Source organism: Collinsella aerofaciens (assembly GCF_040915425.1).
In the GTDB taxonomy this organism is placed as follows: domain Bacteria; phylum Actinomycetota; class Coriobacteriia; order Coriobacteriales; family Coriobacteriaceae; genus Collinsella; species Collinsella aerofaciens_BW.
The window spans coordinates 1-21,005 of sequence record NZ_JBCPDN010000041.1; the positions used below are offsets into that span (position 1 = coordinate 1).

Annotated in this window: 20 protein-coding genes; 14 read left to right on the top strand and 6 right to left on the bottom strand. The window is 59.6% G+C overall.

The window, feature by feature from the left end:
- Positions 1-146: 146 nt before the first annotated feature.
- Entirely contained in the window at positions 147-1,130 is a 984-nt protein-coding gene (locus AB5164_RS06655; RefSeq protein ID WP_368143113.1) for a DNA/RNA non-specific endonuclease, read from the bottom strand.
- Positions 1,131-1,249: 119 nt separating this feature from the next.
- Positions 1,250-2,260, bottom strand: coding sequence for a LacI family DNA-binding transcriptional regulator (locus tag AB5164_RS06660; RefSeq protein ID WP_040359542.1), 1,011 nt, complete (start codon positions 2,258-2,260; stop codon positions 1,250-1,252).
- A gap of 415 nt (positions 2,261-2,675) precedes the next feature.
- Between AB5164_RS06660 and AB5164_RS06665 the strand changes: the two genes are divergently transcribed.
- From AB5164_RS06665 to AB5164_RS06690, 6 genes are all read left to right on the top strand, one after another.
- The gene (locus AB5164_RS06665) at positions 2,676-4,148 is read left to right on the top strand and encodes a PTS fructose transporter subunit IIC (protein WP_368143112.1); all 1,473 of its coding nucleotides are present in this window, start codon (positions 2,676-2,678) and stop codon (positions 4,146-4,148) included.
- Positions 4,149-4,292: 144 nt separating this feature from the next.
- Positions 4,293-5,567 carry a class II D-tagatose-bisphosphate aldolase non-catalytic subunit gene (locus tag AB5164_RS06670; protein WP_006235615.1) on the top strand — a complete coding sequence of 425 codons (1,275 nt, stop codon included), beginning with the start codon at positions 4,293-4,295 and terminating at the stop codon, positions 5,565-5,567.
- Between the two features lie 125 nt (positions 5,568-5,692).
- Entirely contained in the window at positions 5,693-6,376 is a 684-nt protein-coding gene (gene fsa, locus AB5164_RS06675) for a fructose-6-phosphate aldolase (protein WP_006235616.1), read from the top strand.
- A 63-nt stretch (positions 6,377-6,439) separates the two neighbouring features.
- Complete coding sequence (locus AB5164_RS06680) at positions 6,440-7,270, top strand: transketolase (RefSeq protein ID WP_117746489.1); 831 nt, start codon at positions 6,440-6,442, stop codon at positions 7,268-7,270.
- Positions 7,270-8,208: a transketolase family protein gene (locus AB5164_RS06685; RefSeq protein ID WP_006235618.1), complete on the top strand. Its 939-nt coding sequence runs from the start codon at positions 7,270-7,272 to the stop codon at positions 8,206-8,208. The genes AB5164_RS06680 and AB5164_RS06685 overlap by 1 nt, the downstream gene beginning before the upstream one ends.
- 11 nt (positions 8,209-8,219) lie before the next feature.
- Positions 8,220-8,672 carry a PTS sugar transporter subunit IIA gene (locus tag AB5164_RS06690; protein ID WP_117746490.1) on the top strand — a complete coding sequence of 151 codons (453 nt, stop codon included), beginning with the start codon at positions 8,220-8,222 and terminating at the stop codon, positions 8,670-8,672.
- A gap of 605 nt (positions 8,673-9,277) precedes the next feature.
- Here the strand turns inward: AB5164_RS06690 and larE are convergent.
- On the bottom strand, positions 9,278-10,156 hold the full coding sequence (gene larE, locus AB5164_RS06695; protein WP_368147912.1) for an ATP-dependent sacrificial sulfur transferase LarE: 879 nt from the start codon (positions 10,154-10,156) through the stop codon (positions 9,278-9,280).
- A 166-nt stretch (positions 10,157-10,322) separates the two neighbouring features.
- Here larE and AB5164_RS06700 point away from each other — a divergent pair, with 166 nt between their 5' ends.
- Positions 10,323-10,973, top strand: coding sequence for an HAD family hydrolase (locus tag AB5164_RS06700; protein WP_368143279.1), 651 nt, complete (start codon positions 10,323-10,325; stop codon positions 10,971-10,973).
- Positions 10,974-11,086: 113 nt separating this feature from the next.
- On the opposite strand, the gene AB5164_RS06705 is transcribed toward AB5164_RS06700, so the two are convergent.
- Positions 11,087-12,196, bottom strand: a complete 1,110-nt coding sequence (locus AB5164_RS06705; protein WP_368143278.1) for a LacI family DNA-binding transcriptional regulator — start codon at positions 12,194-12,196, stop codon at positions 11,087-11,089.
- A 312-nt stretch (positions 12,197-12,508) separates the two neighbouring features.
- On the opposite strand from AB5164_RS06705, the gene glmS reads away from it, so the two are divergent.
- Positions 12,509-14,356 (top strand): glutamine--fructose-6-phosphate transaminase (isomerizing), encoded by a 1,848-nt coding sequence (gene glmS / locus AB5164_RS06710; protein WP_368143277.1) that lies wholly within the window; start codon positions 12,509-12,511, stop codon positions 14,354-14,356.
- Between the two features lie 112 nt (positions 14,357-14,468).
- Here the strand turns inward: glmS and AB5164_RS06715 are convergent, their stop codons facing one another.
- Complete coding sequence (locus AB5164_RS06715) at positions 14,469-15,170, bottom strand: GntR family transcriptional regulator (protein WP_368147914.1); 702 nt, start codon at positions 15,168-15,170, stop codon at positions 14,469-14,471.
- Between the two features lie 193 nt (positions 15,171-15,363).
- Here AB5164_RS06715 and AB5164_RS06720 point away from each other — a divergent pair, with 193 nt between their 5' ends.
- From AB5164_RS06720 to AB5164_RS06730, 3 genes are all read left to right on the top strand, one after another.
- The gene (locus AB5164_RS06720; protein WP_117848569.1) at positions 15,364-16,398 is read left to right on the top strand and encodes a YeiH family protein; all 1,035 of its coding nucleotides are present in this window, start codon (positions 15,364-15,366) and stop codon (positions 16,396-16,398) included.
- A 266-nt stretch (positions 16,399-16,664) separates the two neighbouring features.
- Positions 16,665-17,882, top strand: a complete 1,218-nt coding sequence (locus AB5164_RS06725) for a helix-turn-helix domain-containing protein (RefSeq protein WP_368143146.1) — start codon at positions 16,665-16,667, stop codon at positions 17,880-17,882.
- Between the two features lie 84 nt (positions 17,883-17,966).
- Positions 17,967-18,542: a hypothetical protein gene (locus AB5164_RS06730; protein ID WP_368143145.1), complete on the top strand. Its 576-nt coding sequence runs from the start codon at positions 17,967-17,969 to the stop codon at positions 18,540-18,542.
- Between the two features lie 55 nt (positions 18,543-18,597).
- On the opposite strand, the gene AB5164_RS06735 is transcribed toward AB5164_RS06730, so the two are convergent.
- The gene (locus AB5164_RS06735) at positions 18,598-19,119 is read right to left on the bottom strand and encodes a nitroreductase family protein (protein ID WP_368143144.1); all 522 of its coding nucleotides are present in this window, start codon (positions 19,117-19,119) and stop codon (positions 18,598-18,600) included.
- Between the two features lie 294 nt (positions 19,120-19,413).
- On the opposite strand from AB5164_RS06735, the gene AB5164_RS06740 reads away from it, so the two are divergent.
- The 3 genes from AB5164_RS06740 to AB5164_RS06750 form a co-directional block, all read left to right on the top strand.
- Complete coding sequence (locus AB5164_RS06740; protein ID WP_006235631.1) at positions 19,414-19,704, top strand: hypothetical protein; 291 nt, start codon at positions 19,414-19,416, stop codon at positions 19,702-19,704.
- Positions 19,705-19,885: 181 nt separating this feature from the next.
- Entirely contained in the window at positions 19,886-20,386 is a 501-nt protein-coding gene (locus AB5164_RS06745; protein ID WP_368143143.1) for a MarR family winged helix-turn-helix transcriptional regulator, read from the top strand.
- Positions 20,386-21,005, top strand: a 620-nt coding sequence (locus AB5164_RS06750; RefSeq protein ID WP_368147915.1) for an ABC transporter transmembrane domain-containing protein, incomplete at its 3' end; no start/stop codon positions are given. The genes AB5164_RS06745 and AB5164_RS06750, both read left to right, overlap by 1 nt.

Sequence of the window (21,005 nt, forward strand, 5' to 3'; positions counted from 1 at the left end):
TGGAGCGCTATGAGGAGGGCCGCGCCAAGTAGCGTGGGACTTTGCCTGCAACATGCATGCCGATGCAAGGGCTGCTCTGGGCAATCCAGGGCGGCCCTTTTTGGTCCCCGGTGGGGTTGCAAATCGGTTCTTGTCGTGGCTTGGGGCTAGTTCCCCGAGGCCTGGTTGCGGCCGGTGACGTAGTCGATCTGAACGTGCGGCTGTAGGTTATAGCAGTACACGTGGAAGCACAGGGTCTTGCCGTGGTCCTCGACCGATTGCGCCTCAAGGCGCACACCGCGGCAGACAAGTTCCTCTTCGTTATACATGGGCGTGACGCGGTAGAGCACATGGTTGCCCGTGTCGCGGATGTAGCCGAGAATCTGCTCCTCAAACGGCAGCATGCCCGTTTCGTTGAGATAGCGCGTGCCGGTGAGGAGATTTTTGCGGTTGGCGTTTTCGTCGCAGAGCGACCAGGCGATAAGGTGGCAGCGGTTGTAGAGGCTCTGGCCCGGAATAAAGTCGTAGCGCTGCTGGTGCCAACCGGCAGGATGGATACGCGAGATATCGCCGCGCTCGCCTTGACCGAGTGATTCGGGGCCCACGCAGGCGAGTGCTTTGCGGGTGCGGCCCAGGCTGTCGAGCTTGGAGAACTTCTTAAAGCAGCCCTCTTCTGTAGCGCGCTCGTATTCATCGAGCGTGAATGATGGTGTGCCGAGCGGGTGCGTGCTGTCGGCGCGAAGGGCAACGTAGGGGTTGCCGGCATAGTCGGGAATGCTGCTGAGATAAACACCGCGGGCGCGGTTGAGGTCGGGGTTTTCGACCTCGTCGATGGGGGTGGCGGCGCTGTTCGCGGAAGCGCCGCCACCGGTGTCGGTTGCGGCGGAATCGGAGCCATCGCCAGAGTCTTGGCTATTTTGAGAGTCAGAGGAACTCGCTGTTCCCGATTCGAGCCGGGCGACCAGGTCCGCCTCGTCGTCGGTGCGGCTGGGACTCTCGTTTTGTTTTTCGGCCAGAGCCGCCGCCTGTTCATCGCTTTGCGGCGACAGCAGCTTGGGCGCTCCGTCGAGCGATCCCGTAAACAGCGCAAACCCCAGCACCACGGCGGTGCCGATGGAAAGTACTTGCTTGTAGGTGGACTTGCGCGACATTGAGGCTCCTGGATGGACGGTTGGGAATCTACCAGTCTAGCAGGAGCCGGCAAGGGCCGTTCTGTCGAACAAATACTTAAGATTTGAGACAAACGCTACTGATTCATTTGTCCCGCGGTCTAGATCGAGGTGGAGTCGAGCCAGTTGAGCTTGCACTCGAGAATGCGCTGCTCGCCGGGTTCGCTGCTTCCGTCAAGTAGGGCGAGCAGCATCTCGGCTGCTTCGCGACCTTCTTGGTCGACGGGCTCGATGATGGTGGAGACGGTCGGTGTGGTGAGATTAGTCCAGTCTTCGCAGTTGAGTCCCAAAAGGCCGATTTGCTGCGGAAGCAGATGGGCCATTGGCTGGAGGGCCTTGTAGACACGGGGAAGTGCCCACTGATTTTGCACGAAGATAAGGGTTCGCTTGGCGGGATTGAACTTGAATTTAAAGTATTCAGTGAGCTCGTTGATTGACGGCTTGTTGTGATCGATGGGAATCGCTTTGTAGAGCTGCCCGTTCGCTGCCAGCGCCTCGGCATACCCCTGAAAACGCTCCATGCGGGTGCGCATTTCGGTCATGTTGGCGGCAATGGAAAAGAAATCTTCGTAGCCGGCGTCGAGGAGTGCCTGTGTGGCGTTGTACACGCCGTCGTAAAGGTTGGTTTTGATCCAGCTGGTACCTGGGCTATAGATGGCCGCATCGAAAAAGACGACCGGCTTGCCGGCGCGTCTAATGCGGTCATGCACGGCTTTGAAGTTTGCCGTGGGCTGGATGATAAAGCCATCGACGCCCAGCGAGAGCATCTTGTCGACGTACATGAGCTCGGTCTCGGGGTTAAAGTTGCTCGTGCAAACGACCGTCTGGTAGCCCGCGGGGAGCATGACCTGCTCCATGCCATTGAGAACGAGCCCCGCCCATTTGTTGGTGTTATCCAAAATGATGATGGCAATGACGTGGGTTTGCTTGCCGGTGAGCGTCTGCGCTTGGGCGTTGGGAACGTATCCGAGTTCCTTAATGACGCGCGCGATTTTGTTCTGCGTCTTCTCGCTAAGCTTTTCTCGTTTGTCGTTGAGGTAATACGAGACGCTTGCCGTCGAGGTTCCCGCCTCTCGAGCGACGTCTGCGATCGTAACGCGCTGTTTTGCCACAGCGACTCCTTCCGACAGATGAGCATTTTCCAACATGATGACTTTGAGTCTTGGTGAAGGATACGCTTCGGTGAGCGGCTTTTTCCTTTCATATGAGTATGCAACAAATGCGGCATACGGGTGGGGTCGAAATTTGTGACCGGCATGCGCATCTGCCGTCTACCGAGAAAATCAAATACTTCTTGACTTTTGAAATCGAGGGCAAAATCGCAGGATTCATTTTTGGTTAAACGCATAACTAAATCGCATAACCAACGCTCTGACCTGCGCGTTTACCGAAATAAGCTGGCATTAAGAAAAACGAGCACCTATATTGTTCTTGTCGAAAAGACAGCAAGTCCAAACGGCAGGGGATGCTCCGGAGGCCTCCGCAAACGGTGTCTTGCGCACGCAACTCTATGAAAAGAGGGAAGCAATGAAGATCGTAGGCGTTGCCGCCTGTACTGTGGGTATCGCCCACACGTATATGGCCCAGAAGGCGATTCAGGATGAATGCGCCGCCCGTGGCATCGAGTGCAAGGTCGAGGCTCAGGGTGGCCTGGGTATCGAGAATGAGCTCACGCAGGAAGACGTGGACTCCGCCGACCTGGTCCTGGAGTCCGTCGACGTGGGTGTCGAGACCGAGGACCGTTTTGAGCAGAAGATGGCCGAGGGCAAGTTCCTGAAGGTCGGCACCTCTGATGTAATCGCCGATCCGGTAAAGATCATCGACCAGGCCATTGAGATCATCAAGGCGACGGGTGGCGCCGTTGACGCGCCCAAGGCCGAGGCCAAGGCAGAGAAGAAGGCCGTCTCCGCTGCCCCGCAGGCCCCGACACCGGCGTCCAAGCAGTCTATCTTTGCCGATCCTGGCAAGACGCTGCTCAATGCATTCAATACCGGCGTTTCCTATTTTATCCCCATCGTCGTTATCGGCGGCGTGTTTCTTGCCTTCTCGCTGGCATCCGGTACCGCCGGCGCCAACGGCATGGAGGTTACGAACCCGCTGATGGTGAGCCTTAACACCATCGGCATGGCCGGCATCTCCATGATGATCCCGGTGCTTGCGGCATACATCTCCTACTCGATGGCCGGCAAGCCCGCGCTCGCCCCCGGTTTTGTCCTGGGCTACCTGGTCAATAACGCAGTCGTTACCCCTAACGGCAACAGCGTTTCGACCGGCTTCTTGGGCGCCATGATCATGGCGGTCATCTGCGGCTACTTTGTCCGCTGGATGAAGACCTGGAAGGTCAACAACACCATCCAGACCATCATGCCCATCCTGATCATCCCGATTCTGACCTCGCTTGTCCTGGGCATGGCCTATATCTACATCCTGGCCACGCCGCTTGGCTTTGTGATGGACTGGCTCACCGGCGTGCTCGGCAGCCTGCAGGGCGGTTCCGCAGTTGTCCTGGGTCTGGTCATTGGCGTTATGACCGCCTTCGATATGGGTGGCCCCATCAACAAGACCGCCTCGACCTTCACCATGGCCATCATGGCCTCCGGTATCTACGGTCCTAACGGTATGTTCCGCGTCGCCGTCGCCGTTCCCCCGATCGCCTGTGGCCTCGCTGCGCTCATCGCCAAGAACAAGTTCGATGACGCTGACCGCCAGATGGGCATCTCCGCGCTGTTCATGGGCTGCATCGGTATTACCGAGGGTGCTATCCCCTTCGCGGTCAAGGACCTCGGTCACACCCTGCCCGGCATTTGCATCGGCTCTGCCGTGGGTGCGGCACTTGCCGCCTTCCAGGGCATCGACTGCTACGTCCCGCACGGTGGCTTTATCGTCGCCCTTGCCACCAACAACGTCGCGCTGTTCTGCCTGGACATCGTGATTGGCGCCGTGGTCGCCGCTGCAATCCTGATTGCCATGAAGCCCACGCTCGATAAGCAGGCCAAGTAAACCTTTAAGGACTCCGGTTGTGCGGAGGGATGGATTTGACTCCGCACAACCGCCCCTACACAACAAAATCCATCCGTACTGATAGGGCCCACATCTGGGTCCCAGGGAACTTTTGTCAAAAATCCTCTGGAGAAGGAGAACAAAATGTCCAACCTCACCATCCGTCAGGCCGTTCAGGGCATGCTCAAGCTGCAGGATAGCGGCGATCACGCAACCATGGTCGGCATTGGCCCCATGAGCCCCAACCTGATTCAGGCCGTGTTCGAGCTTGCCAAGGACGAGGATTTCCCGCCCATGTTTATCGCCAGCCGCAACCAGGTCGATATGGACGAGATGGGCGCCGGCTACGTCAACGGTTGGGACCAGACGCGCTTTGCCGCCGACATCAAGAAGGTTGCCGACGAGGTGGGTTACACCGGTCCGTACTACCTGTGCCGCGATCACGGCGGTCCGTGGCAGCGCGACGAGGAGCGTAACGCCCACCTGCCCGAGGACGAGGCCATGGAGCTCGCCCGCAAGTCCTTCGTCGCCGACATGGAGGCGGGCTTTGACCTGCTGATGGTCGACCCCACCAAGGACCCCTATCAGATCGGCAAGGTTATTCCGCTCGACGTGGTGCTTCGCCGCACGATCGATCTTATCGACTACCTTGAGCAGTACCGTCGCGAGCATAACCTGCCCGAGGTCGCCTATGAGGTCGGTACCGAGGAGACCAATGGCGGCTTGACCTCTACCGATAAGTACGAGGAGTTCATTTCTCAGCTGCAGCCCGAGCTCGAGAAGCGCGGCTGCCCCATGCCCACCTTTATCGTCGGCCAGACCGGCACCCTTACCCGCTGGACGGAGCAGGTCGGTCACTACAACTTCAAGAACGCCCGCGAGCTTGCCGATATGGCCAAGCGCTATGGCGTGGGCCTGAAGGAGCACAACGCCGACTATCTGGACGACGCGACGCTGCTCGAGCACATCCCGGCACACGTGACCGCCTCCAACGTCGCTCCGCAGTATGGCACCGAGGAGACCCGCGCCTACCTCAAGCTCTGCGCCACCGAGCAGATCCTGGTCGACAACGGTCTGTGCGATGACCCCTCCGACCTGTATCACACCCTGCTGGTCAAGGCTATCAAGACCGAGCGCTGGCGCAAGTGGATGACTGGCGACGACGTCAACCTGCAGGTCGATGACATCCTTGCCGACGATGAGCTCAGCCTGAAGATCCTGGATGTCTCCGGCCACTATGCGTTCAACGATCCCGAGGTTAAGGAGCAGGTCGAGAAGCTCTATCGCAACCTCGCTGCCCAGGACATCGACGGCAAGCGCTTTGTGATCGAGCACATCAAGCGCCCGATCAAGCAGTACGTCGTCGGTCTTAACCTCAAGGGCGTCACGAGCCGCATCGAGAAGGCTCTCGAGGACTAAGTAGCTTTTCCTACACGACGCCGGGCCTGGGGCATGTCCCAGCCGCAGGCCCGGCACATAGGACAAAGGGACATCCCCTTTGTCCTATTTTTTGAGTTTTGGATTCCTTCGAAGGAGTTTGCACCATGAAGTTCTTTATCGATACCGCCAATCTGGACGAGATCGCCGAGGCCAAGAGCTGGGGCTGCCTGGCCGGTGTTACCACCAACCCGTCCCTGTACGCCAAGACCGGCGGCAAGCTTGCCGACTTTGAGCCGCATATGCTCAAGATTGCCGAGCTCTGCGAGGGCCTGCCCGTTTCCGCCGAGTCTACCGCTACCACTGCCGAGGGTATGATCGAGGAGGGCAAGCGCCTTGCCGCCCTCGCCCCCAACATCGTGGTCAAGCTTCCCGTGTGCGAGGCCGGCCTTGCCGCCTGCCGTGCACTGGCCGATGCTGGCGTGCGCGTCAACATGACGCTCGTCTTCTCGCCGACGCAGGCCCTTATGGCCGCCAATGCCGGTGCTCGCTACATCAGCCCGTTTGTCGGTCGTTTCGATGACATCGCCGAGGACGGTATCTCGCAGCTCGACAACGTCGTGACCTGCATTAAGAACTACGACTGGACGGGCAAGAACGTCGACGACACCGTCGAGATCATCACCGCCTCGGTTCGTACGCCCAACCACGTGACCCAGGCCGCGCTACTCGGTGCCGATATTGCGACCGTGCCCATGGCCGCTCTCAAGAAGTGCCTGCATCATCCGCTGACCGACCAGGGCCTCGCCTCTTTTGAGGCTGACTGGCAGAAGGTCGTCGCTCAGGCTTAACGAGTGGATTGCCCCGGCATCGCGTCATCCGGTGCCGGGGTTGTTCTCAAGAGAGGAATTCGTATGACCAACCAGGAGCTGGCGAAGGTCGCCAATGAGGTCAGGAAGGGTGTCGTGACTGCGGTTCACGCGGCCAAGTCGGGACACCCGGGTGGATCGCTCGGTGCTGCCGACATCATGACGTATCTGTACTTTGAGGAAATGAATATCGATCCTGCCGACCCTCACAAGGCCGATCGCGATCGCTTTGTGCTCTCCAAGGGTCACGCGGCGCCGGGCCTGTATTCGGTGTTGGCAAATCGCGGCTATTTTCCCGTCGAAGAGCTCGAGACGCTCCGTCATATTGGCAGCCGACTGCAGGGCCATCCCAACATGAACGACGCCCCTGGCATCGATATGTCCACCGGATCGCTCGGTCAGGGCATCTCTGCTGCAGTTGGAATGGCGCTTGCCGCTAAGCACTGGGGCGACGGCTACCGTGTCTACACGTTGCTGGGCGACGGTGAGTGCGAGGAAGGCCAGGTGTGGGAGGCGGCCATGTTCGCCGGCAACCATGCGCTCGACAATCTTGTTGCCGTCGTCGACCACAACGGCTTGCAGATTGACGGCACGATCGATGAAGTCAACTCGGCCATGCCGCTCGCTGACAAGTTCCGCGCCTTTAAGTGGCATGTGATCGAGCTCGCCGACGGTAACGACATGGCGCAGATTGCCGCCGCCTTTGCCGAGGCCCGCAAAGTGAGCGACTCGCCCGTGGCCATTATCGCCGAGACGGTGAAGGGCAAGGGCGTCTCCTTTATGGAAAACCAGGTGGGCTGGCACGGCAAGGCACCCAACGATGAACAGTTTGAGCAGGCCATGGCCGAGCTCGCAGCAGCAGGGGAGGAGCTCTAATGGCAGACGTCAAGAAAGTCGCTACGCGCGTTAGCTATGGCGAGGCACTTGTCGAGCTGGGCAATGAGCGCGATGACTTTGTGGTTCTCGATGCCGACCTGGCCGCCGCCACGCAGACCGGTAAGTTTAAGGCTGCGCACCCTGAGCGCTTCTACGACGCCGGCATTGCCGAGAGCAACCTGATGGGTCTTGCCGCCGGCATCGCGACCACGGGCCGCGTTGCTTTTGCGAGCACCTTTGCGATGTTTGCCGCCGGTCGCGCCTACGAGCAGGTCCGCAATTCCATCGGCTACCCGCACCTCAACGTCAAGATTGGCGCTACTCATGCCGGCATTTCGGTGGGCGAGGACGGCGCCACGCACCAGTGCTGCGAGGATATCGCACTCATGCGCACGATTCCGGGTATGACGGTGGTCGTTCCCGCCGACGACGTCGAGGCTCGTGCCTGTGTGCGCGCCGCCTATGAGTTTGAGGGCCCGGTTTACATGCGCTTCGGCCGCCTGGCAACACCGGTCATCAACGACTGCGAGGACTATGAGTTCAAGATTGGTCGCGGCGTGGTCGTGCGCGAGGGGTCCGATGTGACCATCATCGCTTGTGGCCTTATGGTCGCCGAGGCGCTTGAGGCTGCCGAGGCGCTCGCTGCCGATGGCATCGATGCCGAGGTCATCAACATGCATACGATCAAGCCGCTCGACGAACGCCTGGTTGTAGCCAGCGCCAAGAAGACCGGTCGCGTGGTCACTGCCGAGGAGCATTCGATTATCGGCGGTCTTGGCGAGGCCGTTGCCTCGGTGCTCGCAGAGCAGTATCCGGTGCCGATGCGTCGCGTCGGCGTGCGCGATGTGTATGGCGAGTCCGGCCCTGCGGTCGATTTGCTGCACAAGTACGGTTTGGACGCCGACGGCATCGAAGCTGCGGTCAGGTCTGTGTTGTAAGGAAGGTTTCCATGGGATTTGTATCTGCCAACCAAGTGACGATAGGGTATACCGCCGCCTCGCGCGAGGATGCCCTGCATTATTTGTCCGATCAGGCCGTCGAGCTCGGCTTTGCTGACGACGCATCTGCCGTAGAGACTGCCTTCATGGCTCGCGAGAACGAGGCCGAGACTGGCCTTGTCGCCGGTTTTGCCGTTCCACATGCCAAAAGCGATGCTATCCACACGCCGGGCGTTGCCGTGCTTAAGCTGGTCGAGCCCGTTGAATGGCCGAGCTTCGATGGTGTGCCCGTCGATGTTGCGCTCGCGCTGTACGTGCCTGCCGGCGAGGCAGGAACCACGCACCTGCGCTTGCTCTCCAAGGCTGCCGTGATGCTGATGGACGCCGGCTTCCGTGACAAGGTGCGCGCGAGCACCGATCCCGTTGAGATTGCGGAGCTCATTAATAGCGGACTCGAAGACTAGAACGGTCATCCCGCTCAATCAATCGATCCTTCTCCAAGGAAAAGGGCCGCGACGCCATATAGGTGTCGCGGCCCTGTTCGCGTTTCCCAAGATAAAACCTGCCGAAATAAACCCGTCCCATTTTGGCAGGTTAATCGGGGACTATTTCACCGCAACTTAGGGCACGGTTAGGAAGTGTGCACCTTAAAGAGCGGAGCCCATGATTAGAGAGGTCGCACTCGTCTCTCTAAATGTCTCTCTAAAGAGAAGGTTGGTTAGAGAGATAGCATTAGGCAATCTAGCAGCGAATTCGATACATCTCTCTTAATGTCTCTCTAAAACAAGGCGCTTATCTCTCTAAAGTTAGAGAGATAAGCGCCTTGTTTTAGAGAGACGGAATGCCACAATTCGTCCGTCCGCTACCATCTGCCAAAAATGGCGGATAAAGGGCTCATCGAAGTAATGGGTTCATCGACGAGCCGCAACCGCCGATATCGGAAGAAGTAGATGCAGCCGGGTCGCCTCTCTAGTGTCTCTCGAGGCCAGATGGGTGCTGGAGGGGCGATTGTCTCGCGATATTTCCCCAGATAAAACCTGCCAAAATAAACCTGTCCCTTATTGGCAGGTTACTGATTCATGGCACCGTGAATGTAGGGGGTGACCTCGGGGGAGATATGGCCGCAGCCCAGCTCGCGCAGCGCGGACTCGATAACGGCGGGCAGCGGGGTCTTGCCCTTGTCGTCGACGGCGGCACCGCCGAGGGTGGCAATCTTGGCGACATCTGCGGGTGCGGCCTCGATATGCATGCAGCCGCCGACCAGGCGTGCGCGGACCTGAGCCAAGTCAAGATCGTGCAGGTAATCCTCGCAGGCGCGGATTAAATCGACCTTCTCGCGCGTAAGCTCCTCGCCCGTGGGGACGCGCGTGGCAAGACATGCTCCCGCCGGCAGGTTCCAAACGGGATAACCCCATGCGCGCAGCAGCTCGCGCTCTTCGTCCTTGGTAAAGCCGACCTCCATGAGAGGGGATCGTACGCCGAGCTCTTCTGCCGCGCGCATGCCGGGACGGTAGTCACCGCGATCGCTTGCATTGCTGCCATCGATGACGGTGGGAAAGCCGAGCGACTTGGCGTGGTTGACGATGGCGGTAAAGCCGGCGTGCTTGCAGTGGTAGCAGCGATTAGCATCGTTGCAGGCTACTTGGGGGAGCTGCAGCTGATCCACCGAAAGATTGAGCACGGGGAGCTTAAAATGTGCCCCTTCATTGGCTTGTCCATCAACGGACTGCTCAAACGAAGCCTGTTCGGGCGTGCCGATGAGTGGCGTGGTGAGATGGACGAGGAGGGTATTGGTAGGCATGATGCGGGCGCATACGGCGGCCAAAAAGCTGCTGTCAACGCCGCCGGAAAACCCGATAGCCACGCGCCCGTATGCCAAAAGCAGCTGTTCGAGCGCCGATAGCTTGTCTTGAAGCTCCTCTGCGGGTGCCGTGGTGTCTAAAATCATGAAACGATCCTTATCGTTGAGTACTCGGTCGAAAACTATAATCCTAATGCGTTACTTGCCATAAGTCTTCTATCTATGTAACGAAAGTGCAATATGCTATATACGTTATATACAAGTTTGTAAGTGCGGTAGAGTGGTAGTAACACAATCCGGTGAGGGGGCCGATATGATCAAGGCTGTTATTTTTGACATGGACGGAACGCTGGTCGATACCGAGCGTTTGGGGATTAAGGCCTGGAAGGCAGGCGCCGCTGAGCTGGGGCTCGCGATTGATGAAGCGCTGATCCATCAGTTTATCGGCCGCACGCTGCCCGATGTCATGGACATCCTCGATAGGCATTACGGCAGCCATGAAACCACCGAGGCGGTCTATGTCCGCCACAAGGAGATTCGCGACGAGATGGTCAAGACCGAGCTGGAGCTTAAGGCCGGCGCTGCCGAGTGCCTAGACGAGCTGCTGGCTGCGGGCTATCACGTGGGTCTAGCGACGTCGTCGCGCCTCGTTACGGCCGAGCGCAACCTTAAGATGGTTGGCCTCTTTGACAAGTTTGAAACGGTAACGTGTGGCGAGGACGTCGTGCACGGCAAGCCCGACCCCGAGATGTATCTGCTCGCCTGCGAGCGCGCGGGCTTTGCTCCCGAGGAATGTGCCGTGGTCGAGGATTCGCGCAACGGTTGCGTCTCGGGCATTACGGCCGGCTGCCATGTCTTTGCCGTCCCCGATATCGTGCCGCTGCCGCAGGACGTGGTGGATGGCTGCGAGGCCGTGCTCAATACGTTGTTCGACCTGGCGGCGGCAATCAAGACTGTGCGCTAGAAAATTGCGGCGTTGAAACGAGCGATTGCTCACGTTTGCGCTTAAGCAAAAGGGGTCCGGCAATGGTCGGGCCCCTTTTGCTTAAGCGGCGACTTAGCATACTCGCGGGCGTGCTATAGATACGCACCGAGGTTGATGGCCGTGGCGTCGGTCTGGCTGCTTGCCTGGGTGCTGGCGCGTTCCAGTAGGAACGGACGTACCAGTTCTTGGCGGTTGATATCCTCGGCGGCGACTGCGGTGACGGTACGCGCTGCGGAGCCGACACGGATATGCTTGATCTTTGCCGGGGCCTTGTTCTCGATTTGCTCCATCAGCAGTTGGACACCCTTGCGGCCAATCTCGTAGCCCGGGGGCGCTACCGTAGTGAGCGGGACCGATCCGCTCCAAGCGAGCGGGTTGCCGTCGCATCCGGCCACGCGTACTTGCCCGGGGACGGAGATGCCCTTGTCGACCAGTGCCGAAACGACGCCCGAGGCCAACACATCGGTCAGGCCGACGACAAAATCGGGACGTTCGTCCGCGGGGCGCTCGGCGATTTGGGCACCGATGCCGTAGCCGTCGGCAGCGGTATTCCATTCGCCGGCGTCGATGACTTCGATCTTGATATCGGGGTGCAGGGCGAGCGCCTTATGAATGCCAAGGACGCGCAGGGTGAGTTGCATAAATGCTGCTCGGCCGACGACGACAATATGGTGCGCGCCGCGGGCGATAGCAAGTTCGGCAATGATGCGACCCTGGGCCTCATTGTCGGCCGCTACGTAGTAGCCGGGCTCGGAGCAATGGATGTCCAGATGGACGATCGGCACGGGCATTTTAGTCATGGCCGGATGCCAGTCGGGGGACGCCATGGGCTGAACCATGACGCCGGACATCTGGGTGCCCATAAAGTAGCGCAGGTAATGGTCCTGGAGAATATCGTCGTTATCGGCGTTGGCGATGAGCAAGTCGTAGCCGTGCTTGCGGGCCTCGTTGTGGGCGCCGCTGGCGATTTGGAGCGAAAAGCCGTGATCGAGACGGGGGAGCACCAGGCCAAAGGACTTGGTGGCGCCGCCCGCGAGCTGACGGGCGCTTTGGTTGGGCAGGTAGCCAAGGCGATTGATGGTCTCGTTGATGAGCTTGAGGGTCTCGGGGCGCAGCTTTTCGGGGTGGTTGAGCGCGTTGGAAACCGTGCCCAACGAAACCCCGGCCTCGCGCGCGACGTCGCTGATTTTTACCTTTGCCATAGCGGCCCCTTTGATGCGTTTCAAGTACAAGCCAGATTGTAGCATCCCAAACCTACCAAAAAGGGACAGGTTTATTTTGGCAGGTTTTATCTGGGGAAACGCCGTTGCCAGCGCGACCACCACAAAGGTGCCTGTCCCCATTGTGGCGGTTTGGACCGGCTGGGCATGTGTGCATCGGGTGGTATCTAAGTTGAGATACCACTTCTGGTATATCAGCTTGCGTTTGCGTGAGTACAATACTCGAACGTTGTACGTCTCAGCGCCCCTTGTGCGTGGACGTTTTACGGTCAAGCGGACGAAGGGATTTATCCTATGTGCGGAATTGTCGGCTACACCGGCTCTGATATTGCAAAGAACATCCTGGTCACAGGCCTCAAGCGTATGGAGTATCGCGGCTATGACTCCTCGGGCGTCGCGCTCGAGGTGGGCGAGGGCGCCGCGGCGCACCTCGACGTCATTCGCCGCGTGGGCAAGGTTGCGGGCCTGGAGAGCGAGCTTTCCAACATTGACAGCGACGCTACCTGCGGTATCGGCCACACCCGTTGGGCCACCCACGGCAAGCCCTCCGTCGTTAACGCTCACCCCCACACCAGCTGCGACGGTCGTATCGCCATCGTCCACAACGGCATCATCGAGAACTTTGCCGAGCTGCGCGAAGAGCTGGAGGGCCGCGGCCACCACTTTAAGAGCGAGACCGATACCGAGGTCTTCGCGCATCTGATCGAAGAGGCCTATGCCGAGACGCACGACCTGATGGCCTCCGTGCGCGAGGCTTGCACCCACGTGGTCGGTGCCTATGGTCTGGCCGCCGTGTGCGCTGACGAGCCCGGCGTGATCGCCGTAGCCCGCAAGGATTCCCCGATCGTAGTCGGCGCGGGCGAAACCGGCTCCTATGTCGCCTCCGACGTCATCGCACTCATCGACGCAACCCGCGATGTCGTGGTGCTCGAGGACGGTCAGTTTGCCAAGCTCACACCCGCGGGCGTCGAGTACACCGACGAGGCCGGCAACGTTATCGAGCCCAAGGTCACCCACATCGACTGGGACCTGGACATGGCCGAAAAGGGCGGTTATCCCGACTTTATGCTCAAGGAAATCCACGAGCAGCCGCGCGTGGTGCGCGACACGCTGGTGGGCCGCATGACGCCTGCTGGAGAGCTCGATATCGACGAGCTGGGCCTTTCACTCGAGGAGCTCAACGACATCGACCGTGTCTACGTGATCGCCTGCGGCACCAGCTATCACGCCGGCCTCATCGCAAAGAACCTTATTGAGGGCTGGGCTCGCATCCCCACCGAGGTGGAGGCGGCCAGCGAGTTCCGCTATCGCAATCCCATCATTACGCCGACGACGCTCGTCGTGGCCGTGTCCCAGTCGGGCGAGACGGCCGACACTCTCGCCGCCATCCGCGACGCGCGCATCAAGGGCGCCAAGGTCTTCGGCATCACCAACGTGGTGGGCAGCCCCGTGGCGCGTGAGAGCGACGGCGTCATCTACACCAAGGCCAACAAGGAGATCGCGGTCGCCTCGACCAAGAGCTTTATCGGCCAGGTTGTGAGCCTCACGCTTTTGGCTCTGCTGCTGGCGCAGGTCAAGTACCGCTTGACCACCAAGCAGGCGCGCATGCTGTTCCGTGAGCTTTCCGATACGGCCGAGCAGATCCAGTGGATTTTGGATACCCAAACCGAGGCCGTTCATGAGGCCGCCCTGCTGTGCAAGGACGCGCAGTCCGCACTGTTCGTGGGTCGCGGCATGGGTGCCGCTATTTCCTACGAGGGCGCGCTCAAGCTCAAAGAGGTCAGCTACCTGCACGCCGAGGCCTACGCCGCCGGCGAGATGAAGCACGGCCCCATTGCCCTGATCGACCCGGGCTTCCCCGTCATCGCCGTGGCCACCAAGAGCGCCACCTACGACAAGACCGTGTCGAACCTTATGGAGTGCAAGGCACGCGGCGCCAAGGTCATCGTCGTTGCCACCGAGGGCGACGAGGAGATCAACAAGATCGCCGACTGCATCATCCGCGTGCCGGCAGTCCGCGACGTGTTCAGCCCCATCACGGCGAGCGTTCCGCTGCAGCTGCTCGCCCGCGAGGTGGCCATCCTGCGCGGTTGCGACGTTGACCAACCTCGCAACCTGGCGAAAAGCGTTACTGTCGAGTAATCGAGTTCCGTCGTTCTAACAACTAAGGCCCGGCTCCGTTGTGGCGGAGTCGGGCCTTGTTTCATTTGACCAGATAAAACCTGCCAAAATGAACCTGTCCCTTTTTGGCAGGTTAGCGGAGCTTGCTGGTCTCGAAGTACTCGGGGAACTGGTCCAGAACCTCGGTTTGGTTGCGGAACATCATGTGCAGGTGCTTGCTGACCAAAAAGCTCGCCTCGATAGGATCGCGACCGGCGATGGCGCGGCGGATTTGCTTGTGCTCGTTAACAGTCTCCTGATTGTCGAGCGTCTGCGTGGCGGCACGCAGCCAGCGGAAGCGCTCCAGGTCGGCATTGGTCTCCTCGAGCCATGACCACACGGTGCTGCGGCACGCGATGCTAAAGATCATGCGGTGCATGAGGTTGTCGCTCAAAAAGAATCCGATGCGGTCCTCTTCGGTCATGGCCTTTTCCTGCAGCGCGATGGCCCGATCGAGCTGCTCGATGCCTGCCGAGGTGGCACGGGCGCAGCACTCCACAATCACCTGCTTTTCCAGGTGTTCGCGAATATAGCAGGCGCTTTCGGCAAGGGTGAGGTTGATGGGCGAGACATAGGTGCCGCTTTGGGGTACGGTGCGCACCAGGCCCTCTTGCGCCAGACGCACCAGTGCCTCGCGCACAGGGGTGCGCCCCATATCCAAGTCGTCGCAAAGCTGCTTGACGCCCAGTTTTTCGCCCGGCTTGTAGTCCAGGTAGACGATTTTGCGTCGAATGGTGTGGTAGGACTGGTCCTGTAGGCTCATTTCCTGTTCGCCAACGTGCATCGATTCTTCCATAGCGCCTCGCAACTGTTCTATCACACTCATATGTTAGTTGTTAATTATGCCGCGAATCAGCTTTCCGCGGTGGGTAATTCGGCTGGTGTCTGAGAACTATTGCGGCATCTTAGTTTGTGTTTGCGCAAGGCTGTGCTCAATATTGCCGTATCATAAGCCGTCGCAAACGTGAAATAGAAAGAAGGAATCCCATATGCAACTGGCGAATATCGTACGCGAGCGCTGGAAGGGCGTCTTGTTCTGCCTGATCATCGCTATCCCCGCGACGTTGCTCGGCAAACAAATTGAGGTGGTCGGCGGGCCGGTATTTGCCATCCTCTTTGGCATGGTCCTGGCGCTCGTCTTTCCCAAGAATCGTCGCGAACAGCTCGCCGCCGGCGTCACCTATACGTCCAAAAAAGTCTTGCAGTACGCGGTTATCCTGCTTGGCTTTGGCATGAACCTCTCCCAGATTCTGTCCAAGGGCGCCCAGTCGCTGCCGATTATCGTGGCGACGATCTCGACCTCGCTTGTCATCGCCTTCGTGCTCTGCCGCGTCATGAACGTGCCGAGCAAGATCGCGACGCTTGTGGGTGTGGGTTCGTCGATTTGCGGCGGTTCTGCCATCGCCGCGACCGCGCCCGTCATCGATGCCGACGATCGCGAGATTGCCCAGGCCATTTCGGTCATCTTCCTGTTTAACGTTATCGCGGCGCTCGTGTTTCCGACGCTCGGCGGCATGCTCGGGTTGACCAACGAGGGCTTTGGCCTGTTTGCCGGCACCGCCATCAACGACACCTCGTCCGTAACGGCTGCGGCGAGCGCTTGGGACAGCATGCATCCCGGCGCTAATGTGCTCGAGAGCGCCACGGTGGTCAAGCTCACCAGGACGCTGGCCATTATTCCCATCACGTTGGTCCTCGCGTGCTGGCAGATGCATCTGGCACGCAAGGCCGGAGGCGACGCCAAAAGTACGTTCTCGCTTAAACGCGCGTTTCCCATGTTTGTACTGTTTTTTGTGCTGGCGAGTGTAATCACCACGGTGCTTCAGCTTCCCGCGTCCTTTACGGCACCCATCAAGGAGCTGTCGAAGTTCTTTATTGTGATGGCCATGGCGGCTATTGGTTTTAATACCGATATCGTCGAGCTGGTCAAAAAGGGCGGCAAGCCCATCGCATTGGGCTTTTGCTGCTGGATTGGCATTGCGTGCATGAGTTTGGGAATGCAGCACGTGCTGGGAATCTGGTAGAGAAGCAGCTTATCTGCGTGCTGGTTGCTGGTGAGCGCATTCTCACGGTGGAGCGATAGGAGCTCTTGCGGGTATGGCTTGTCCGCAGGTTGATAGGTCCCGAAGAGCTCTTATCGCCCCGCCAGGATGGCGATGCGGGGCAACACCTATACTCGCAGGACGGCGCTTTCTGCCCTATAGTGTTTGGTGAGCAATATCGTTCAATTTTGAAACACTCGGTCGTGCGACCGTCGGCGGTTGCATGTCGCCGCGGACAGGGGCAAATCATGGATAGCGATGCCAAGCTGAACATCTTGACCGAGGCCCTGGCTGCTGCCGGGGCCTCGGCATTGGCGATCGATGCGCGTGGGGACGTCGCGATCTCGACCATGAATGACGCGGCGCTTGAGCGGGATGTGGCGGCTTTTGTTGCTGAGCGTCTCGACCGTATAGGAGACGGCGCGCGTCTGGTTATGGGGTGTGAGGGTACGCGCCTGAGCCTGACCGTTCGCCCCACCGACAAAGAGGGCGGGGGCCTTTGGGTCGTCGTGGTCCGCGAGTTGCGCGGTGCCGCGGCGCATGCGGGCATCGAGTGGCTCAACGCCGACGAGGTTGAGGCCCGCTACGAATCGAGCGCGTACGGCATCGTTGAGGGTGCCGCTGCGGTGGCCGCACCGGTCGCCGAGAGCTACGCGCGCGGTGTGCCCCTTATGCTCGAGGGCGAGCTGGGAGCGGGTCAGGTCGAGATCGCTAAGCGCCTCTATCTGGATGGCCCTTTTGCCGATCAACCCTTTGTTTCCGTCGCGCTCGATGAGCTCACCGAGCGCGGTTGGCGCCATGTGCTCAAAAGCGCCGAATCGCCGCTGTTCCAAACGGGGCTGACCCTTTGCATTGAGGGTTGGAACGCGGTTGGCCCCCAGCGCCTCCGCGAGCTGGTCTCCACGATGGCCGACACCGCGTTGGCGACGCGCTGTCATGTGGTGCTGACGACGAATGACATCCCGGGCGGCGGCGAAAGCGATCAAGCCGCCTTTGTGACCGAGCGCTTCGCCTGTGCGGTGAGCGTGGCGCCGGCAATCGCCGAGCAGGGGGCCTCGTCGACGAAGGTTGCGCGCTATTTGGAATATCTCGCTGATGCATTTGGGACGGCAGCGCCCACGTTGTCTGCCGCGGCGACGAAGACGCTCGATACTTACCGCTGGCCGCGCAATTATCTGCAGCTCCGCGAGGTCTCGGAACGACTGTATATATTGGTGGGGGCGGGCACGGTGGACCGCGCTGTGGCGGAGGAAGTGCTCGCCCAAGAGGACGTGATTAAGACCGCAACCTTTGGCGCCCCGACGCTCGAAAGCGACCTGTATATCCTGCGACCGCTGGTCGATACCGAGCGAGATATCGCGCATCTGGTTGTAGATCATCTCCACGGTAACCGAACCCGTGCGGCGGAAGTGCTGGGCATAAGCCGTACAACGCTGTGGCGCTTGCTGAAGGACGATGACCGTTGAGCGAGGCGCCCGTGACCGCGCGCGACGCGTGTGCTACAGTCCAAAGCGTTATTGTTTCGATTTGGTTACGGCGTGCGAGGGCATATGGCTGAGACTTCAAAACCGAGCCGCAGAAGGCGGAGCGCCGCGCCGGTTAACCGACGCACGACATCGGTGACGTGGGGCAAACACGCCTCGGGGTTTGATGGCTCGTTCAAGCGCACTAAATACGGCTATCCTTCGGCAAGCGCCCGCTTGGCAATGCAGGCAGAGTCCTCGCTGTGGGGCCGCAAACGCGTGGTGGGCTCAAAGCTCAAGCACGACGGAACGCTCGGCTACATCAGCCGCGGGGCGGCTCGCCGCAGCGGGCTCAATCCCGCCGGCTGGCATCGCTACGTGCCGATCGTGGCCGCCGTTGCAGTGATCGTCATCGCACTCGCTGCGCTTGGCTACGCTGGCGGTGGCGCCAACTTGGACGCAATGTTTAAATCGCCCGAGCTCGCGCATGTAGGTACAGAAGTTGTCGAGGGTGCTCAGGCCCAGACGGGCGTCGCGCCCCAGCGCGGTATCGTTGCGGCGGCCTCTACCATCGCCGATGCGCAAAAGGACGAAGACACGCAAGGCGACGACGCCGAAACGACCCAGACAAGCGAAGCGACGACAACTCAAATATCAACATAGCTTGCCGGCAGAAGGGGACGTTCCTTTTCTGCCGGCAGTTTGGGACACTCCTGTGCTACTTGACGTACACCACGTTGTCGCGGCGCGGCTTTGCCTCGGGTAGCGTGTCCTCGGCGTAGCCCAGAATGCAGTGACCGACACCGCGCAGGCTGCCGTCGGCGGGCAGGCCCCAGCTGGCCAGCAGCTCCAGGCCCTCGGGCGAGTCAAAGACCTCATGCGCGCGGTGAATCCAGCACGAATCAACGCCCAGTGCATAGGCGGCGTTGAGCAAGTTGCCCATGGCGAGCGAGCCGTCTTCCAGATGTGTGGGCACGCTGCGGTCAACCAGCACCACTACAACGGTCTTGGCGCCATAGAAGGGGTCGCCGTTGCTGCCCATGACCTGGGCGTTGAGCTGTGAGAGACGTTCGACGGTCGCGGGGTCGGTGACGGCGACAAACGTCACCGGCTGGCGGCCCATGCCGCTCGGTGCATATTGGCCGGCTTCGATAATACGTGCAAGCTTTTCGGCCTCGACGGGACGATCGCTGTAGTTGCGGCAGCTGCGGCGGTGAATGAGTGCTTCGATAGTCTCCATGGTGTCTCCTTGCGGTGGCGTTGCAGATGCCCCGTTCATACCCGTCGGGCTCAAACGATAGACGGTCAATTGCCCGGCCAAAAGGATAGATTCCAATTGGGAAAGTAGGTTTGCATAAAAGTACCTTCAGAATGTGACAAACAAATGGGATGGTTAAACGTTTTATCCCGTCTACCCTGCGGTTTTTTACCACTTGCCTAAATGACGAACGCATAACCTCTGATAAAGGTTTTACTAAAGGAGTACCAACGTTTATCAATGCGCCGTGGTGGCGCCGGGCCAGGAGGTAACATCATGTTCCAGGCTGGAGATGTCGTCGAGACCGATTTCGAAGGATTTCTGAAGCTGCTGCGTTCCAAGACGCGCGCTTTCGTGTCGATCAACGATCACGAGTACTACATCACGCACACCGATGGCTATTGGCGTGTTCAGGATTGCGAGGCCCTCAACGACAAGGGCCACTTTACTGACTGCTCCGAGCTGGTCAACACGGTCTGCGAGGTCGTCGAGCTGCCGTGGATTGCCGGCAAGAGCCTGCATGACAGCTTCTCGGGCGCTACGGTCTATGAAGCCGTCGCCGCTTAACAGGCAATAAAACTCGATTTTCACGTGACCGCTGGCGCCGCCCCCGCGCCGGCGGTCTTTTTCTGCCGATAGGCCATAAAAGTGCACGCATTTGCGGAGAGCCTGTTGACGATAGTCAAAACTCGGACTAATCTAGAGACACAAAATTGGTCAAAAATCGGACAATTGAATGGTGGGATAGATGAATAGTGCGGTTGCGCTGGTCGACTTCGACCGGTTGCTCAATGGACTCGACCATATCTATTCGGAGTTCTCGCGCGCCTGCGGCCTTTCGGACTGCGCTTACTGGATGCTCGTCGATACCAGCACGGCGGGCGGCAGTATTGCCGTAAGCCGTCTGACAAGCGAATGGTTCTACAGCAAGCAGACCATCAACTCGGCAATTAAAACCTTGACGGCGCGGGGCTTCGCAACGTTGGAGTTTGCCGAAGGCAGTCGTAAGAACAAGGTTGTGAGCCTGACCGAAGAGGGCAGGCGATTTGCCGAGCGTTATGCGCTGCCGGCACTCAAGGCCGAGCAGCGGGCCTTTGGCGCGCTTGAGCCGTGTGAGCAGCGCGAGATTATGCGCTTGATCGGCAAATTCTCTCAGGTGCTCGGCGAGGAGTGCGAGACATTTAAGCAGCATATCGCTGCCGAGAGCCAAGCCGAGAATCAAGGTGAGGGGGAGTCGTGCGACTGCTAATGAGGTTTTTGAAGCCCTATCGAGGGCTTGTCGCAGTGACGCTGCTGGTGCTGCTGGTGGATAACGTCGGTACGCTGCTGGTTCCCACGATGCTGGCGAACATGGTCAACACCGGTATTACCACGGGCGATGTCGACTACATTTTACGCAACGGCCTATACATGTTTATCGCGACCAGCATGGCTAGCGGCGGCACGGTGCTGGGCTGCTATCTTTCGGCGCGCCTGGCCGCCAACGTGGCTTGCGATATCCGCAATGCCGTGTACGACAAATCGCTCAAGCTCGCGGCCAGCGATTTTGAGCGCTTTGGCACCGGATCGATGATCACGCGCTCGCTCAACGACATCAACGTGATTCAGCAGGCGATTCTGCAGACGATTCAGCTGGTGCTGCCCGTGCCGTTTTTGGCTGTGGCGGGCATCATCTTCGCCTGGTTTATCGATCCCGCCATGGGCACGCTCCTGGGCGTAGTCGTTGCGATTGTGCTGGTGGCGGCGGTCTTTACGGTTGCCAACGCGGCGCCGATTTTTATGCGCCTACAGGGCTTTATCGACCGCATGAACGTGGTGCTGCGCGAGAATATTGTGGGCGTGCGCGTCATCCGTGCGTTTAACAAGGA

Coding starts and splice junctions, on each gene's coding strand:
- larE (WP_368147912.1), bottom strand. CDS start 10,156: ATGATTTTAGACACCACGGCACCCGCAGAGGAGCTTCAAGACAAGCTA.
- AB5164_RS06725 (WP_368143146.1), top strand. CDS start 16,665: ATGGATAGCGATGCCAAGCTGAACATCTTGACCGAGGCCCTGGCTGCT.
- AB5164_RS06720 (WP_117848569.1), top strand. CDS start 15,364: ATGCAACTGGCGAATATCGTACGCGAGCGCTGGAAGGGCGTCTTGTTC.
- AB5164_RS06690 (WP_117746490.1), top strand. CDS start 8,220: ATGGGATTTGTATCTGCCAACCAAGTGACGATAGGGTATACCGCCGCC.
- AB5164_RS06665 (WP_368143112.1), top strand. CDS start 2,676: ATGAAGATCGTAGGCGTTGCCGCCTGTACTGTGGGTATCGCCCACACG.
- AB5164_RS06705 (WP_368143278.1), bottom strand. CDS start 12,196: ATGGCAAAGGTAAAAATCAGCGACGTCGCGCGCGAGGCCGGGGTTTCG.
- AB5164_RS06680 (WP_117746489.1), top strand. CDS start 6,440: ATGACCAACCAGGAGCTGGCGAAGGTCGCCAATGAGGTCAGGAAGGGT.
- glmS (WP_368143277.1), top strand. CDS start 12,509: ATGTGCGGAATTGTCGGCTACACCGGCTCTGATATTGCAAAGAACATC.
- AB5164_RS06745 (WP_368143143.1), top strand. CDS start 19,886: ATGAATAGTGCGGTTGCGCTGGTCGACTTCGACCGGTTGCTCAATGGA.
- AB5164_RS06735 (WP_368143144.1), bottom strand. CDS start 19,119: ATGGAGACTATCGAAGCACTCATTCACCGCCGCAGCTGCCGCAACTAC.
- AB5164_RS06740 (WP_006235631.1), top strand. CDS start 19,414: ATGTTCCAGGCTGGAGATGTCGTCGAGACCGATTTCGAAGGATTTCTG.
- AB5164_RS06715 (WP_368147914.1), bottom strand. CDS start 15,170: ATGGAAGAATCGATGCACGTTGGCGAACAGGAAATGAGCCTACAGGAC.
- AB5164_RS06670 (WP_006235615.1), top strand. CDS start 4,293: ATGTCCAACCTCACCATCCGTCAGGCCGTTCAGGGCATGCTCAAGCTG.
- AB5164_RS06655 (WP_368143113.1), bottom strand. CDS start 1,130: ATGTCGCGCAAGTCCACCTACAAGCAAGTACTTTCCATCGGCACCGCC.
- AB5164_RS06700 (WP_368143279.1), top strand. CDS start 10,323: ATGATCAAGGCTGTTATTTTTGACATGGACGGAACGCTGGTCGATACC.
- fsa (WP_006235616.1), top strand. CDS start 5,693: ATGAAGTTCTTTATCGATACCGCCAATCTGGACGAGATCGCCGAGGCC.
- AB5164_RS06730 (WP_368143145.1), top strand. CDS start 17,967: ATGGCTGAGACTTCAAAACCGAGCCGCAGAAGGCGGAGCGCCGCGCCG.
- AB5164_RS06685 (WP_006235618.1), top strand. CDS start 7,270: ATGGCAGACGTCAAGAAAGTCGCTACGCGCGTTAGCTATGGCGAGGCA.